Consider the following 14,845-nt stretch of genomic DNA (forward strand, 5'->3'; position numbering starts at 1 on the left):
GCCTAGATCGTCAGCGGCGGGCGCACTGTTCTAGATCGTCGGCGGCGCGCACACTGGAGGGACGACCGGCGTCGGGGACCGAGGGAGGCGCTGCATGGATCCACTCAGCGACGGCCGGACCCGGCGTAACCGAGGCCGACGTAACCGAGGCCGACGTGACCGAACCCGGCGTGACCCGAGCCGGCAGTGGCCACGCCCCTCAGCCGCGTCGGCAGCGGGGCTGCTCGCGTCGCCCCGATGGCGCGGCGCTCTGGCCGTCCTCGCCGGGGCGCTGCCCGCCCTCGCCTTTCCCGCCCCCTCGCTGTGGTGGTTCGCCTACGTCGCGCTCGTGCCCTGGATCCTGCTGGCACGCTCGGCGGACACGGGGCGCAGGGCGGCGCTCGACGGTTGGCTCGGCGGCCTCGGGTTCATGGTGGCGGTACATCACTGGCTGCTGCCGAGCCTCCATGTGTTCACCCTCGTCATCGCCGCGCTGCTCGGCCTGTTGTGGGCGCCGTGGGGCTGGCTGGTGCGGCGCCTCATGGGCGGGGCGCCCACCCCGGGGCGGACCGCGGCAGCGCTGGTCGTTCTGCCGTCCGGCTGGCTGATGGTCGAGCTGGTCAGGTCCTGGGAGGGCCTCGGCGGCCCGTGGGGTCTGCTCGGCTCCAGTCAGTGGCAGGTCGAGCCCGCCCTGCGCCTGATGTCGGTGGGCGGCGTATGGCTGGTCAGCGCCCTGATCGTCACCCTGAACACCGCCGTCGCGGCGCTCGTCGCGGCCCGGGCCCGGCAGGCCCGGGTCCCGCTCCCGGCCCGTGCGGCTCGTACGTCACGCCCCTCCCCTACGTCACACCCCTCCCTGACGTCACGCCCATCCCGTACGTCACGCACGGCCGCCGCCAGGGCCGTTCCCGCCACCGCCGGACTCGTGGCGGTGGCCGCGGCCGCCACATCCGCCTGGGCATGGGCGCCGTCGCCCGAGCCCGCGGGCCGGATGCGCGTGGCCGTCGTGCAGCCGGGGGTGATGGACGGGGCCGGCAGCGCCGACAGGCGGCTCGCGCGTGAGGAGGAGCTGACCCGCGGCCTGGCGGGCCAGGACCTGGACCTCGTCGTCTGGGGCGAGAGCAGCGTCGGCTACGACCTCGCGGAGCGACCGGACGTCGCCCGGCGGATAGCCGCGCTGTCCCGGGAGGTCGGCGCCGACGTCCTGGTGAACGTGGACGCCCGCCGCTCCGACAAGACGGGCATCTTCAAGAGCTCCGTCCTCGTGGGCCCCGAGGGCCCGACCGCCGGCGACCGCTACGACAAGATGCGGCTCGTCCCCTTCGGCGAGTACGTTCCCGCACGCTCGCTCCTCGGCTGGGCGACGTCCGTAGGCAAGGCGGCGGGCGAGGACCGCAGGCGCGGGGAGCGTCCGGTGGTGATGAAGGTGGGGGGCGGCCTGAAGGTCGGGCCGCTGGTGTGCTTCGAATCGGCGTTTCCCGACATGAGCCGTCATCTGACGCGCGAGGGCGCCCAGTTGCTGCTCGCGCAGTCGTCCACCTCGACGTTCCAGTCCAGCTGGGCGCCCGAGCAGCACGCCTCGCTCGCGGCGGTGCGGGCCGCCGAGACCGGCCGCCCCATGGTGCACGCCACGCTCACCGGCGTCTCCGCGGTGTACGGCCCGCGGGGCGAGCGGGTCGGAGCGCCGCTCTCCACCTCGGCGAGCAGCACGGCGACGTACGACATTCCGCTGGCCAAGGGCGTCACGCCGTACGTCAGGCTGGGCGACTGGCCCGTGCACGCCGCACTCGGTGTGCTGGCGCTGCTGTGCGCGGCCGAGGGCGTCCGTTCCCTGCGGGGGCCGGCCAGGGGACGGCTCAGGCAGCCTGCTCCTGAGCCGCGCGAACCACACGCTCGCACAGCTCATGGGTCGCCAGCGCATCCCGGGCGCTGAGCACCTTGCCCGCGCGCACGGCGTCGAGGAACGAGAGCACCACCTGCTCGATGCCGCGCTGCCGGGCGACCGACACCCAGTCGCCGCGCCGCCGCACGCTGGGCTGGCCCTTGTGGTCGATGACCTCGGCGAGGTTGAGCACCTGCCGCTTCGTGTCCTGGCCCGACACCTCGAGGATCTCCTCGGTGGAACCGCTCAGCCGGTTCATCACACCGAGCGCGGTGAACCCGTCCCCCGCCAGCTGCAGCACGACATGCTCCATGAGCCCGTCCTGGATGCGGGCGCGCACACCGACGTGGTCGATCGGCCCCGGCGCGAGGAAGCGCAGCGTGTCCACGACGTGGATGAAGTCGTCGAGGACGAGCGTGCGCACGTCCTCGGGCAGACCGACGCGGTTCTTCTGCATCAGGATCAGCTCGCGGGGGTGCTCGACGCACTGCGCGTAGCCAGGCGCGAAGCGGCGGTTGAAGCCGACGGCGAGGCTGACGGAGCGCTCCTCGGCCAGACGCACGAGCCGCTCGGAGTCGGCGAGTTCGTACGCGAGGGGCTTGTCCACATAGGTGGCCACGCCCGCTTCGAGCAGCCGCGTCACGATCTCCGGGTGGGCGGCTGTCGAGGCGTGCACGAAGGCGGCGTCGATGCCCTGGGCGAGCAGCGCGTCCAGGTCGGTGTGGCAGCGCTCGTCCGGGATGTGGTGGACGCCGGCGACGCGGGCGAGGGTCGCGGGCGTGCGCGTCTGCAGGTGCAGCTCGACGCCCGGCAGGGTGGTGAGCACGGGCAGATACGCCTTCTGCGCGATGTCACCGAGTCCGATACAGCCAACCTTCACCACTGTCCTGTTTCTCCTCTACCACAGCACGAGTCCCGCCCCACGCAGCATACTGCCGGGCAAACGGGTGGGTGGGCGGGAGAAGATCCGCCGCGAAGCGGCAGGGCAAACCAGAGTCAACCCGCAGACAACAACCCACCGCCGGGCACCCCAGCACCCCCGCTCCCCCTGCCGGCCAGAGGCACCCTCACCCATGCGGGCCAACTTCCCCCCGTTCCCTCGCCGAAAGCGCCCCTCACCCCGCAGAGTTGCGCGAATGCACCGAACCACGGCCACCGCCGCCACACTCCTGGCCTCCGTGGCGGTCACCGCCCTCTCCGGCTGTGTGAGCGTCGAGCGGCAGCCCGCGCCGGGGCCGTCCGCCGCGAGCGCCCCACCCCCGGCACCCCGCGCCGACGGCGACTCCCGCCCCCGGGTCGTGGAAGCCCCGGCCCGCGAGGCACTGGAGCTCGTGGGGCCGCCCCGCGACCCGGTGCCCCGCGCCACTGGCACCGCACCGACCGTCCCTGCGCCGGAGCGCCCCACGGTGCTCCCCCCGCAGCGCTCGGACCCGCCCCCGCGCCGCCAGGGCCACCGGCCCGAGGCCGCCGCACCGCCCGCTCTGCCCTCCGCGGTCCCCACGAGCGCGGACCTCTGCGCCCTCGGCAAGCAGTACGGCGGCTGGCAGCCCGGCAGCCCCGAAGCAGTCATCTGCCAGGGCGCCTACGGTCATTGACCCCCACTGCGCACGCCCCTCCCCCCCCGGCCCCCGGCCCGCGGCCCGCGGCCTCACTCCACCTCGCTGCCCTCCCCCAGCCGCAGCTCCAGCCTTCCGATGGCCGCTCTGATCCCGTCCCCGTACCCGTCGTCCCCCAGCGCCCCGACCGCCCCTCGCGCCCGCCGGATGTGATTGCGCGCGGCCTCGGGGCGCCCCAGCTTGGCGTAGTCCGCGGCGAGGTTCAGATGCAAGGACGGATAGAAACCGCGGACCGCGATCGAGTCCTGGTGTTCGTGCAGGCGCTCGTCCGTGAGCTCGTCAGCGGCCGACAACGCCCGCAGATCCCAGGCCAGTTCGTCCGAGGGGTCCTCCTGCGTGTCCGCCATGTAGTGCGCGAGCGTGCACCGATGCAGCGGGTCGCCGTCCTCGCCGATCTCCGACCAGAGACCGAGGAAGCGGCCCTGCGCCTCCTCGCGGTCACCCCCGTGGTGCAGCATGACCGCCTGCCCGATCCGGGTCATCATGGCGTCTTCCGCCGCCTGCTCCTGCTGCTCCGCCACCGGGTCCTCCACGCTCGTACGCCCATCGTGCACACCGCTCTCGACGCTATCCGCCCCCACTGACAATCACGGTCAGGCGCGGTCCAGTGTCGATCAGCCGACCTCAGCCCAGGTCGGGAATGCGCCAGTCGATCGGCGCATGCCCCTGCGCCGCCACGGCCGCGTCGATCTGGGTGAAGGGGTGCGAGCCGAAGAACCTCTTCGCGGAGAGCGGCGAGGGGTGTGCGCCCTTCACGACCGCGTGCCGCTCCTCGTCGATGAGCGGCAGCTTCTTCTGGGCGTAGTTGCCCCACAGGACGAAGACGGCGGGGTCGGGGCGGGCGGCCACCGCGCGGATCACCGCGTCGGTGAACTTCTCCCAGCCCTTGCCCTTGTGGGAGTTGGCCTCTCCGGCACGGACCGTGAGCACCGCGTTCAGGAGGAGGACGCCCTGCTGGGCCCACGGCATCAGATAGCCGTTGTCGGGCACGGGGTGGCCGAGCTCCTCCCGCATCTCCTTGTAGATGTTCCGCAGCGAGGGCGGGGTCTTCACGCCGGGGCGCACGGAGAAGCAGAGGCCGTGCCCCTGCCCCTCGCCGTGATATGGGTCCTGACCGAGGACGAGGACCTTGACCTGGTCGTACGGCGTGGCGTCGAGCGCGGCGAAGACTTCGTCACGCGGAGGGTAGACGGGTCCCTTTTCCCGCTCTTCCTCGACGAACTCGGTGAGCTCCTTGAAGTAGGGCTTCTGCAGCTCCTCGCCGAGGACTCCGCGCCAGGACGCGGGCAGCATGGCGATGTCGGTCACGTCAACAACCTCCGGTGTGCGGTCACTTCTCACCACAGAACCTACCGGCGGCCACTGACAATCGACCCGGCGCCCGCTGCCCGCGGCCTCCCGCTACCAGCTGGTCTTGCGCTGCAACTCCCACATCATCATGATCGCCGAGGGGTCCAGGGCCCGTTCGCCGCCCGCGATCTCCTCGCTCGCCATGATGTACTGCTTGCCCTGCCACAGCGGCAGCAGCCGCGCGTCGTCGACCAGGAGCTTCTGGGCCCTTTCGAAGTCGTCGGCCACCGCGCCGCGATCGGCCTCACGGCGCGAGCGCGGCAGCACCTCGTCGGTGATCTCCCGTGACGGGTAAGGCGTGTTGAGCACGTTCTTCGTGCCGACGAACGGCGCGATGAAGTTCTCCGCGTCGGGGAAGTCGGGGAACCAGCCACGGCCGAAGACCGGGTACTCGCGCTTCTTGGTGCCCGCGTCGAACTCGGTCCAGGGGCGGCCCTTGATCGTGATCTTGAAGAGGCCGGAAGCCTCGAGCTGCCGCTTGATCTCCTTGAACTCTCCCTCGGTCGCCGAACCGTAGCGGTCGGTCGTGTACCAGAGGGTGAGCGGCACGGGCTCGTTGATGCCCGCGCTCTTGAGGATGTTCGCGGCCTTGCTGTCGCTGGGGTCCCCGTAGTCGTCGAAGAAGCCCGTGCCGTGGCCGGTGAGCCCCTGGGGGACCATCGAGTACAGCGGCTCGACGGTGTCCTGGTAGATCTTGTGGGCGATGGCCGGGCGGTCGATGACCTGGGCGAAGGCCTGGCGGACCGGCTTCTTCCTGGCCCAGGGGTCATCGGGGTTGAACACCAGGTACCGGATCTCGGTGCCCGAGCCCTCCACGAGCTGGATTCCCTCGCGCGCGTGCTTGTTGGCCTGCATCTCGACGACGTCCTCCGCCGCGAGTCCGCGGAAGGTGACATCGATCTGCTTGTTCTTCAGGGCTTCGACCATCGTGGACGACTTCTTGAAGTAGCGGATCGTGACGGCGTCGTTCTGGCGGTCGGCCGCACCCTCGTAGTGGGGGTTCTTGACCAGTTCCGCCCGCTCACCGGCCTTGTACGACTCCAGGTCGTACGGGCCCGAGCCCGCGATCGAGGTGCCCTCGCGGAGCTTGTCCGCCGGGTACTCGCTGGGGTCGACGATCGACATGGCGGGGGTGGAGAGCACGAAGGGAAAGGTGGCGTCCGGCTTCTTGAGCCGGAACGTGACCGTGCTCTCGCCCTTCGTCTCCACCTTGTCGAGCGACCCGAGCAGACCGGCGGGACCGCCCTCCACGTCGATGCGCCGCATGCGGTCGAAGGTGTACTTGACCGCCTTCGCGTCCAGCGCGTGGCCGTTGGCGAACTTGAGGTCCTCCCGCAGCTCGCAGGTGAAGACCTGGTTCGTGGCATCCGTGAACTTGCAGGAATCGGCCGCGTCCGGCTCCGGCTCGGCCGCCCCGCTGGGGAAGCTCAGAAGCGTCTGGAAGACGTTGCGGTACAGCTCCCAGGAGCTGTCCCAGGCGGCGGCCGGATCGAGGGTGCTCGGGGCACTCATCGTGCCGACGGTGATCTTCTGTTCCTCGTCGGACTCGTCCGACGAGAAGATTCCACATCCCGAGAGGAGGGATATCGTCACCAGCGCAGCGGCCGGCCGCAGGCCCCGGCGGGGCAGACCGGCCAGGTCACGCAGACCCGCCGCCGCCACCAGGCGAACTTCACTGAACACGCGCACGCTCCTCGATCGGCCATGCCATGGGTCGGGAGACAATATCGCAATGCCCCGCCGGGCCAACTGGCGGCGCCGACGGGGCACTTGATGCGCGTGTACGTCCCCTTTGAAGGGCGTACCTGGCGATTACTCGGCCTTCGTCAGCTGACGCCCGCATTGAGGAAGATGCCGCCATCGACCACGAGTGTCTGTCCCGTGACCCAGTCGGACTGGCTCGACGTGAGGAACGCGGCGGCGCCCCCGATGTCCTCGGGCACGCCGAGCCGCCCCAGGGGGTACGCGGCGGCGGCCTCCTCCTCACGGCCCTCGTACAGGGCCTGGGCGAACTTGGTCTTGACCACGGCGGGCGCGATGGAGTTGACGCGCACCTTGGGCGCGAACTCGTGCGCGAGCTGCAGGGTGAGGTTGACCATGGCGGCCTTGCTCATGCCGTACGCGCCGATGAACGGCGAGGGGGCGACGCCCGCCACGGAGGCGATGTTCACGATCGCGCCGCCGTTCTCGCTCTGCCAAGCCTTCCAGGTCTGCTGGGCGAAGCCGAGCGCCGAGATCACGTTGGTCTCGTAGACCTTGCGCGCCACGTTGAGGTCGAGCTCCGCCATCGGACCGAACACCGGGTTCGTACCGGCGTTGTTGATCAGGAAGTCGACCCGCCCGAAGGCCTCCATGGCGCGCTCGACGGCGACCGCCTGGTGGGCCTCGTCGTGGGCCTTGCCCGCGACGCCGATGACGCGGTCGGCGCCGAGCCTCTCGACGGCCTCCTTCAGCGCGTCCTCATTGCGTCCGGTGATGCACACGCGGTCACCGCGGGCGACGAGCGCCTCCGCGACGCCGTAGCCAATGCCGCGGCTCGCGCCCGTGATGAGCGCGGCCTTTCCGCTGTCCTGCACAGTCATCTCCGCATCCCTCCGGGAACAGAACTAGTTGAGCGGGCCGCCGGCCACGTACATGACCTGACCCGAGACGAAGCCCGCGGCGTCGCCCGTGAAGAAGGCGATGGCGTTGGCGATGTCGTCGGGGCGGCCGACGCGCTGCACCGGGATCTGCGTGGCGGCGGCGGCCTGGAAGTCCTCGAAGCCCATGCCGACGCGGTCGGCGGTGGCCTTGGTCATCTCGGTGACGATGAAGCCGGGGGCCACGGAGTTGGCGGTGACGCCGAACTTGCCGAGCTCCTTGGCGAGGGTCTTGGTGAAGCCCTGGAGTCCCGCCTTGGCCGCGGCGTAGTTCACCTGGCCGCGGTTGCCGAGCGCGGAGGACGAGGAGAGGTTCACGATCCGGCCGAACTTGGCGTCCACCATGTGCTTCTGGCAGGCCTTCGACATCAGGAAGGCGCCGCGCAGGTGCACGTTCATGACCGTGTCCCAGTCGCTCGCGCTCATCTTGAACAGGAGGTTGTCGCGGAGCACACCGGCGTTGTTCACGAGGATCGTGGGCGCGCCGAGCTCGTCGGCGATCCGGGCGATGGCCGCCTCGACCTGAGCCTCGTCGGAGACGTCGCAGCCGACGGCGATCGCCTTGCCACCGGCAGCGGTGATCTGCGTGACGGTGTCCTTGCAGGCGGCCTCGTCGAGGTCGATCACCGCGACGGCGCGGCCTTCGGCGGCCAGGCGTACGGCGGTCGCCGCGCCGATGCCTCGCGCTGCTCCGGTCACGACCGCGACGCGCTGCTCAGTGGTGGACATGCTGGTTCTCCTCGCCCTTGGGATGCGGCTCTACGGTACGCCCCGATGGTGAGCGACCGCTTAGTACCTTCAGCTGAACGAGACGCTAGAAGCCCTGGCACCCGGTGTCAACGGCACACTGGGGCCTGTGATTCTTTACCTCACCAGGAGGTCAAGGAGCCGGTCCACCTCCGCGGCGGGATCCGCCGTGAGACCCGTGTGCACCGGCCCCGGCTGTACAACGGTCGAGCGCGGCGCGATCAGCCAGCGAAAACGCCGTCCGGCATCGTCCCGCTCGGCCTGGCCCGCCCCTTCGCCGCCCGCGCAGATCCGCTCGACGGCGCCGAGCGCGGCCCTGATGCCGTCGAGGTCGGCTGCCGGGTCGAGGGCCCGCAGCTTGCTTTCGTCGAGATGCGTGCGGGCGGCCACGAAGGACCTGGCCCGGCAGTAGACCACCACGCCCGCGTTGAACTGCTCGCCGCGCTCCACGCGCGGCACGACGCGCACCAGGGCGTACTCGAAGACGTCCCGCGCGGTCGGTGTCGGCTGCTCGGTCACTTGGTGGCACCCTTCCGCTGCTGCCCGGTCGGGCTCTGCGGCAGCTGGATCCGTTCGTGGATGGTCTCGGCGCGCGCCAGGAGCGCCGTGACATAGGCGCGGCGCACGGCGTCGGGGTCGTCGAAGCCGGGCTCGTCGACCAGCCACGCGTCGGGCACGTCGGCCGCGGCGGCTGTGAGCAGCTCCTGCGTGACGAGCGGGGCGAGCTCCGCGGCGGCCGTGGCGATGTCGGGCCCGAAGGGGGCGAGGGCGTGGTCCGAGGCGTCGTACGGCTTGGCGGCCGCGGTCTCGGCGGTGCGCCAGTTGTGGTGCCAGATCATGCTCGCGCCGTGGTCGATGAGCCACAGGTCGCCGCCGGTCATGAGCATGTTCGGGTTGCGCCAGGAGCGGTCCACGTTGTTGATGAGCGCGTCGAACCACACGACGCGGCCCGCCTCGGCCGTACCGACGTCGTACGCGAGCGGGTCGAAGCCGAGCGCGCCGGAGAGGTACTCCATCCCGAGGTTCACTCCGCCGCTCGACTTGAGCAGCTCCTGCACCTGCTGATCGGGCTCGCCCAGGCCGAGCACCGGGTCGAGCCAGATCTGCGCGAGGCCCGGCACCCGCAGCCCGAGGCCGCGCGCCAGCCGCCCGCAGATCACCTCGGCGACGAGCGTCTTGCGGCCCTGGCCGGCGCCGGTGAACTTCATGACGTACGGCGCGTACGTCCCCCGGCCGTCGACGGCCTCGACGAGGCCGGGGAGCGATCCGCCCTCCCGCAGGGGCGTGACATAGCGGACCGCGGTGACTTCGGTGAGCATCGCCCCAGGTTAATGCCGCTCCGAACTCGGCTCGCGCAAGAAGTGCTTGAGGGCACTGAACACAGCGGCGCGTGGGCTCGTACCACCGGACATGACCATTTCGAAGGAACAGCTGCCCACCCCGTCCCGCCGTTCGGTCGTCACCGCGGCGGGCGTCGTCAGCCTGGCCGCCGCCCTCGCCGCGTGCGGTGAGAGCGACGACGGTTACGGCTCGGACCCGGCCGCGGAGCAGGAGCAGAAACCCGAGGAGGGCGAGGAGGCCGCCGGTGGCGCCGCCGGGGCCGCGCTCGCCAGGACGTCGGAGATCCCGGTGGGCGGCGGCAAGATCTTCAAGAAGGAGGGGGTGGTGGTGACCCAGCCGACGGAGGGTGAGTTCAAGGCCTTCTCGAACCGCTGCACCCACAAGCAGTGTCCGGTGACGAGCATTGAGGGCGGCACCATCAACTGCCCCTGTCACGGCAGCAAGTTCTCCATCGCCGACGGGAGCGTGAAGGCATCCCCCGCGCCGAAACCGCTGCCCGCCGCGGAGATCAAAGTGGACGGCGACTCGATCACGCTGGCCTAGGTCGTTTCCAGGCGCCGAGGACCTCATCGGTGGTGGTGATGGTGGCCACCAGGGCGAGGGTGTTGCGGATCATCGCGGGTGCATAGTCGGAGGGGACTCCCGCGATGGCGTCCGAGGGCACTACGGCGTTGTAGCCCAGGTTCACGGCGTCGAAGACGGCGTTCGGTATCGCCACGTTCGCCGACACACCTGTCACCAGGAGGGTGCGGCGGCCCAGGTTGCGCAGCAGCGGGTCGACGTCCGTGCCCGCGAGGGGCGAGAGCCCGTGCAGCCGCCGTACGACGAGGTCTTCGTCGGCCACTTCGATGGGCGGCGCGATGCGCACGGCCCTGGTCCCCGAGAGCTGCTGCACGGGCAGCCGCCCCGCGGCTCGGAAGAGGCGGGCGTTGCGGTTGGCTCCGCGCCCGTCGGGCCGCCGTTCGGCTACGGCGTGCAGGACCTGGACCCCGGCCTGGTGGGCGGCGGAGACGAGCCGCGCGACATTGGCGAGGCAGCCCGACGAGCGTGCCTCGTCGGCGAGTTCGGGCAGCGCGCTCTCCGTCCCCACCACACCCTGCTGGCATTCGACGGTCAGCAGGGCGGTGGTGGCGGGGTCGAGGAGTTCCCTGAGCTGTTCGTGCGACGGCATCGCTCCCCCTGTCCGGGTCTCTTGGCTCGGCCGGGGCCACCGGCGCCCGGGATGCGCGGAGGTTAGCCGCCATTGCGCCACGGCGGAAGAGGCCGCATGCTTTCCGGGCGCCGCTTTCTGACGCTCAGTCAGGTCGATCGGTCGGTTGGTCGGTTCCAGTGGCGCGCGCCCACCCTTCCCCATGCCGCAGGAGGACCGATGGCCGTCACACAGCGCCGGGGCCGCAGAATCATGATGACGCCGGACGAGCTCGACGCGTACCTCTGCACGGAGCGCACCTGCCGGGTCGCGACCGTGTCCCCGGACGGCGCGCCGCACGTCAGCGCGCTGTGGTTCGCCTGGGACGGCACGTCCTTGTGGCTGTTCTCGATCACCCGCAGCAAGCGCTGGGCCGACCTCCGTGGCGATCAGCGGATCGCCGTCGTGATCGACTCGGGTGTGGAGTACGGGGAGTTGCGGGGCGTGGAACTCTCCGGGACGGCGGTCTTCGTCGCCGAATCACCGCGAATGGGCGAGCCCTGCCCCGAACTCGAAGTCCCTGAGCGCCTTTTCCCCCAGAAGTACTTCGGGATGGACACGATGCCGTACGACGGGAAGCACGCGTGGATCCGGCTCACCCCCGATGCCATCACGTCCTGGGACTTCCGGAAGCTGGCGACACTGCAGGCCCGCCCCTGATCCCATCGGCCCCGGCCCCGGCCCCGCTTCGCTAGCGCAGCCCCGCCCCCGCCACCTGGAGCGCCTCCACCGCCGCCCTGATCGAAGGGCGACGGTCCGCGTCCGCGCGCCACACCACGTACACATGTCGCCGCACCCGGTGGCGCACCGGGACCGTCCTGACCCCGGCCGGCATGGGATCGCGCCCCAACTGCGGTGCCACGCAGACGCCGAGACCCGCGGCCACCATCGCGAGCTGGGTGTGGTGCTCCTCCGCGCGGTGTGCGATCCGCGGCTCGATGCCCTTGGCGCGCAGCGTGAACATCAGCCACTCGTGGCAGAACTCCCCCTCCGCCCAGGCGATCCACTCGTCGTCCGCGAACTCCTCCAGATCCACGTCGGTGCGGCCGGCGAGGGGGTGCGCCGCGGGCATGGCGATGTCGGCGGGGTCATCCAGGAGGGACGCCTTGACCAGGCCTCCGGGCATCGGCAGCGGTTTGTTGTACCAGTCGAGGACGACCGCCATGTCGATGTCGCCGCGCACCAGGGCGGCGACCGCGGGCTGCGGCTCCATCTCCTGGGAGCGGACGCGCAGGCCGGGGTGTCCGGCACGCAGCGCGGTGAGCGTGGCGGGCAGCAGCCCGCGCATCGCCGTGGGGAACGCGGAGATCCGCAGCTCACCGACGGCCTTGCCGCGCTGCTCCTCCAGGTCCGACTGCGCGAGTTCCACCTGGGAGAGGATGCGGGCGGCGTGCTCGGCGAGCAGCCTTCCCGCGTCGGTGAGGCGCACCCCGCGGCCGTTCTTGGCGAGGAGCTGCTGGCCCACCTCGCGCTCCAGTTTGGTCATCTGCTGGGAGACGGCCGACGTGGTGACGTGCAGCCCGGCCGCGGCGCCGCTGACCGATCCGTGCCTGGCCAGGGCGTCCAGGGTGCGCAGGCGCTCGAGGTTCAACATGTAAGCGATGCTACGCGGTACTGGGCAGTTAATTTCGCTTGTTCTACGAGGTCGAAGGCTTCAATGTGACATACATGCATGTCACCACCCCTCCTCTTTCCCCTTCCCCCGTCACCACTGAGTCCGCATCCGCATCCGCATCCGCATCCGCCTCTGCATCCGCATGCGCATCCGCGTCCGCATCCGCTCGACCGAAGCGTCGTGGTGCCCTCGGCTGGCGCCTCCGCTTCGGCGTCCTCTCGCTGATCTGGGGCTTCAGCTTCCTCCTGATCAAGGTCGGCACCGACGGTTACGCCCCCTTCCAAGTCACCCTGGGGCGCCTGCTGTTCGGCACCGCGGTCGTCGCGGTCGTCCTCGTGATGAAGCGCGAGCGGCTGCCGCGCGGGGCACGGACATGGGCGCACCTCACGGTCTCCGCACTGCTGCTCAACGCCCTGCCGTTCTCGCTCTTCGCCTACGCGGAGCTGACGATTCCGTCCACGCTCGCCGGCATCTGCAACGCGACCTCGCCCCTGTGGGGCATGGCGCTCTCCATGGTCGCGCTCTCCGAGGACCGGCCGACGCGGCGCAGGGTCGCGGGGCTCGGCCTCGGGTTCATCGGCGTGCTCACGGTGCTCGGTGCCTGGCAGGGCTTCAGCGGCATCGACTTCCGCGGCACGTCGCTGGCGCTGCTCGCCTCGCTGAGCTATCCGGTCGGCTGGATCTACGTGCGCCGCACCCTGGCGAGGTCCGGCCACTCGAACCTCTCACTGACCGGCGCCCAGCTGTTGGTCGCGACCGTCGAACTCGCCGTCGTGACGCCGCTGTTCACGTCGCTGCCCACACACTTCCCCGTCGTGCCGCTCCTCGCCATCGTGGCACTGGGTGCCGTCGGCACCGGGCTGGCCTTCCTGATCCAGTACGGCCTGGTCTCCGAGGTCGGTCCGACGACGGCCCAGATGGTCACGTACTTCGTCCCGGTCATCGCCACCGCGGCGGGCGTGGCCGTGCTGGGCGAGTCCCTGAGCTGGTCGACACCGGTCGGCGCGATCATCGTCCTGGCAGGCGCGGCCCTCACCCAGTCCAGCCCACGCACCCGCCGCCCCGCCCGCACACCGGCGGAGCCCAACCGCGCGACAGCCGGTCCCGCCGACCCGGCCGCCGGCCCCCCTCACTCGTAACGCCGCGCAGGCGCACGCCCAGTAGCGGAGGCGACGGCGTCCGCCACCGCCGTGATGTCCTCGTCCCCCAGCGTCGATACCGTGATCCGTACCCCGGGCCGCGCGCTCATGCGGAAACGCGCCCCCGGGGCTACGGCCCAGCCCGCGTGCAGCAGTCTGGCGACCGCCCCGGTCTCGTCCGGCACGGGGACCCACACGTTCATGCCGCTGCGGCCGTGCGCCGTGACGCCACGCTCGGCCAGCGCAGTGATCAGGGCGTCACGCCGCCTGGCGTACGAGGCGGCCACCTCGCCCGTGTCCACCGCACCTTCCGTCCACAGACGCACGACCGCGCGCTGCGAGATGTGGCTCACCCAGCCGGGGCCGAGTCGCTGCCGCCCCTGGACGCGGTCGACGGTGACCGCGTCCCCGGTGAGCAGGGCGAGCCGCAGGTCAGGGCCGTACGCCTTGGCCGTCGAGCGGATGAAGGCCCAGCTGCGGGTCACGCCCGCCAGCGGGTGCAGCGGCAGATCGACGATGGCGTGACCGTGGTCGTCCTCGACGAGCAGCACGTCCTTGTGCGCGGAGAGGACGTTTCGCAGCGCACGCGCGCGTGGAGCACTGATCGCCGCGCCCGTCGGGTTCTGGGCGCGGTCGGTGACGATGAGCGCCCGCGCGCCGCCGCGCAGCGCCTCCTCCACGTCGGCGGGCAACGGCCCGTCGTCGTCGACGCCCACCGGGACCGTACGCAGTCCGAGCACCGGCATCAGATCGAGCAGGCTGCCCCAGCCGGGGTCCTCGACCGCCACCGCGTCGCCGGGCTTGAGGTGGGCCGCCAGCACGCGCTCGATCGCGTCGAGGGACCCGGAGGTGACGGCGACAGGGCCGTCCGGCACCCCGTCCTCGTCGAGGGCCACGCGCGCGTGGCGGGTCATTTCGGGGTCCACGGCCTCCTGCCCGTACAGGACGGGCCGCCGGTCGCCCTCGGCTGCGGCCGCCGCGAACACCCCCGCCAGCGACGGCAGCAGCGCCGTGTCCGGATTGCCGTTCGACACGTCACGCACACCGTCCGGCACGTCCACACGGATCAGCTCACGCACCGTCGTCGCCGGCTTGGGGCGTACGCGACTGCCGCGCCGCCCCGCCGTCTCGATGACGCCGCGTTCACGCAGCGTGCGGTAAGCCGAGGCCACGGTATTGGGATTCACCCCGAGCAGCTCGGCCAACTCTCGCATCGGCGGCAGCAGTTGACCCGGCTCCAGGTCTCCGCCGCCCACCGCACGCTCCACGCTGGCAGCGATCTCAGCTGCGCGTCTGCCTTCGATCCGATACTCTCCTAGCACAAACATGATTATGCACTAGTGCAATG

Annotated in this window: 16 protein-coding genes; 5 read left to right on the top strand and 11 right to left on the bottom strand. The window is 71.1% G+C overall.

All coding sequences use genetic code 11. From position 1 onward, the window contains the following. The first annotated feature begins 94 nt into the window (after positions 1-94). A complete protein-coding gene (gene lnt, locus ABXJ52_RS05350) occupies positions 95-1,912 on the top strand; it encodes an apolipoprotein N-acyltransferase (RefSeq protein WP_367039654.1) in 1,818 nt (605 codons plus the stop codon). Here the strand turns inward: lnt and ABXJ52_RS05355 are convergent. Beyond that, positions 1,836-2,741 carry a Gfo/Idh/MocA family oxidoreductase gene (locus ABXJ52_RS05355; protein ID WP_367048821.1) on the bottom strand — a complete coding sequence of 302 codons (906 nt, stop codon included), beginning with the start codon at positions 2,739-2,741 and terminating at the stop codon, positions 1,836-1,838. The genes lnt and ABXJ52_RS05355 overlap by 77 nt on opposite strands. A gap of 256 nt (positions 2,742-2,997) precedes the next feature. On the opposite strand from ABXJ52_RS05355, the gene ABXJ52_RS05360 reads away from it, so the two are divergent. Continuing rightward, positions 2,998-3,456, top strand: a complete 459-nt coding sequence (locus ABXJ52_RS05360) for a hypothetical protein (RefSeq protein ID WP_367039656.1) — start codon at positions 2,998-3,000, stop codon at positions 3,454-3,456. Positions 3,457-3,509: 53 nt separating this feature from the next. Here the strand turns inward: ABXJ52_RS05360 and ABXJ52_RS05365 are convergent, their stop codons facing one another. The 7 genes from ABXJ52_RS05365 to ABXJ52_RS05395 all read right to left on the bottom strand — a co-directional run bounded on the left by ABXJ52_RS05365 (position 3,510) and on the right by ABXJ52_RS05395 (position 9,532). After that, a complete protein-coding gene (locus ABXJ52_RS05365) occupies positions 3,510-3,998 on the bottom strand; it encodes a hypothetical protein (protein WP_367048822.1) in 489 nt (162 codons plus the stop codon). Between the two features lie 103 nt (positions 3,999-4,101). Continuing rightward, positions 4,102-4,785 carry a uracil-DNA glycosylase gene (gene ung, locus ABXJ52_RS05370; RefSeq protein ID WP_367039658.1) on the bottom strand — a complete coding sequence of 228 codons (684 nt, stop codon included), beginning with the start codon at positions 4,783-4,785 and terminating at the stop codon, positions 4,102-4,104. 93 nt (positions 4,786-4,878) lie between these two features. Beyond that, complete coding sequence (locus ABXJ52_RS05375) at positions 4,879-6,465, bottom strand: ABC transporter substrate-binding protein (RefSeq protein ID WP_367048824.1); 1,587 nt, start codon at positions 6,463-6,465, stop codon at positions 4,879-4,881. 188 nt (positions 6,466-6,653) lie between these two features. Further along, a complete protein-coding gene (locus tag ABXJ52_RS05380) occupies positions 6,654-7,409 on the bottom strand; it encodes an SDR family oxidoreductase (protein WP_367039660.1) in 756 nt (251 codons plus the stop codon). A 24-nt stretch (positions 7,410-7,433) separates the two neighbouring features. Continuing rightward, positions 7,434-8,195, bottom strand: coding sequence for a 3-oxoacyl-ACP reductase FabG (gene fabG, locus ABXJ52_RS05385; protein WP_363213489.1), 762 nt, complete (start codon positions 8,193-8,195; stop codon positions 7,434-7,436). Between the two features lie 135 nt (positions 8,196-8,330). Next, entirely contained in the window at positions 8,331-8,732 is a 402-nt protein-coding gene (locus ABXJ52_RS05390) for a DUF3037 domain-containing protein (RefSeq protein WP_367039663.1), read from the bottom strand. Then, a complete protein-coding gene (locus tag ABXJ52_RS05395) occupies positions 8,729-9,532 on the bottom strand; it encodes a HipA family kinase (RefSeq protein ID WP_367039665.1) in 804 nt (267 codons plus the stop codon). The genes ABXJ52_RS05390 and ABXJ52_RS05395 overlap by 4 nt, the downstream gene beginning before the upstream one ends. A gap of 91 nt (positions 9,533-9,623) precedes the next feature. Here ABXJ52_RS05395 and ABXJ52_RS05400 point away from each other — a divergent pair, with 91 nt between their 5' ends. Next, entirely contained in the window at positions 9,624-10,097 is a 474-nt protein-coding gene (locus ABXJ52_RS05400) for a Rieske (2Fe-2S) protein (RefSeq protein WP_367039667.1), read from the top strand. On the opposite strand, the gene ABXJ52_RS05405 is transcribed toward ABXJ52_RS05400, so the two are convergent. Then, positions 10,084-10,725, bottom strand: coding sequence for a cysteine hydrolase (locus ABXJ52_RS05405; protein WP_367039669.1), 642 nt, complete (start codon positions 10,723-10,725; stop codon positions 10,084-10,086). The two genes, ABXJ52_RS05400 and ABXJ52_RS05405, sit on opposite strands and share 14 nt — an antisense overlap. Positions 10,726-10,923: 198 nt before the next feature. On the opposite strand from ABXJ52_RS05405, the gene ABXJ52_RS05410 reads away from it, so the two are divergent. Continuing rightward, the gene (locus ABXJ52_RS05410; RefSeq protein WP_367039671.1) at positions 10,924-11,403 is read left to right on the top strand and encodes a pyridoxamine 5'-phosphate oxidase family protein; all 480 of its coding nucleotides are present in this window, start codon (positions 10,924-10,926) and stop codon (positions 11,401-11,403) included. 31 nt (positions 11,404-11,434) lie between these two features. On the opposite strand, the gene ABXJ52_RS05415 is transcribed toward ABXJ52_RS05410, so the two are convergent. Continuing rightward, complete coding sequence (locus tag ABXJ52_RS05415) at positions 11,435-12,337, bottom strand: LysR family transcriptional regulator (protein WP_367039673.1); 903 nt, start codon at positions 12,335-12,337, stop codon at positions 11,435-11,437. Between the two features lie 74 nt (positions 12,338-12,411). Between ABXJ52_RS05415 and ABXJ52_RS05420 the strand changes: the two genes are divergently transcribed. Further along, on the top strand, positions 12,412-13,497 hold the full coding sequence (locus ABXJ52_RS05420; RefSeq protein ID WP_367039675.1) for a DMT family transporter: 1,086 nt from the start codon (positions 12,412-12,414) through the stop codon (positions 13,495-13,497). On the opposite strand, the gene ABXJ52_RS05425 is transcribed toward ABXJ52_RS05420, so the two are convergent. Next, entirely contained in the window at positions 13,488-14,819 is a 1,332-nt protein-coding gene (locus tag ABXJ52_RS05425; protein ID WP_367039677.1) for an aminotransferase class I/II-fold pyridoxal phosphate-dependent enzyme, read from the bottom strand. The two genes, ABXJ52_RS05420 and ABXJ52_RS05425, sit on opposite strands and share 10 nt — an antisense overlap. Positions 14,820-14,845 lie beyond the last annotated feature (26 nt).

The organism is Streptomyces sp. Je 1-332 (assembly GCF_040730185.1).
Classification (GTDB): Bacteria; Actinomycetota; Actinomycetes; order Streptomycetales; family Streptomycetaceae; genus Streptomyces.

Bases quoted from the DNA above. Each gene is read 5' to 3' on its own strand.
- lnt (WP_367039654.1), top strand. From the start codon at position 95: ATGGATCCACTCAGCGACGGCCGGACCCGGCGTAACCGAGGCCGACGT.
- ABXJ52_RS05360 (WP_367039656.1), top strand. From the start codon at position 2,998: ATGCACCGAACCACGGCCACCGCCGCCACACTCCTGGCCTCCGTGGCG.
- ABXJ52_RS05380 (WP_367039660.1), bottom strand. From the start codon at position 7,409: ATGACTGTGCAGGACAGCGGAAAGGCCGCGCTCATCACGGGCGCGAGC.
- fabG (WP_363213489.1), bottom strand. From the start codon at position 8,195: ATGTCCACCACTGAGCAGCGCGTCGCGGTCGTGACCGGAGCAGCGCGA.
- ABXJ52_RS05395 (WP_367039665.1), bottom strand. From the start codon at position 9,532: ATGCTCACCGAAGTCACCGCGGTCCGCTATGTCACGCCCCTGCGGGAG.
- ABXJ52_RS05400 (WP_367039667.1), top strand. From the start codon at position 9,624: ATGACCATTTCGAAGGAACAGCTGCCCACCCCGTCCCGCCGTTCGGTC.
- ABXJ52_RS05405 (WP_367039669.1), bottom strand. From the start codon at position 10,725: ATGCCGTCGCACGAACAGCTCAGGGAACTCCTCGACCCCGCCACCACC.
- ABXJ52_RS05410 (WP_367039671.1), top strand. From the start codon at position 10,924: ATGGCCGTCACACAGCGCCGGGGCCGCAGAATCATGATGACGCCGGAC.
- ABXJ52_RS05415 (WP_367039673.1), bottom strand. From the start codon at position 12,337: ATGTTGAACCTCGAGCGCCTGCGCACCCTGGACGCCCTGGCCAGGCAC.
- ABXJ52_RS05420 (WP_367039675.1), top strand. From the start codon at position 12,412: ATGCATGTCACCACCCCTCCTCTTTCCCCTTCCCCCGTCACCACTGAG.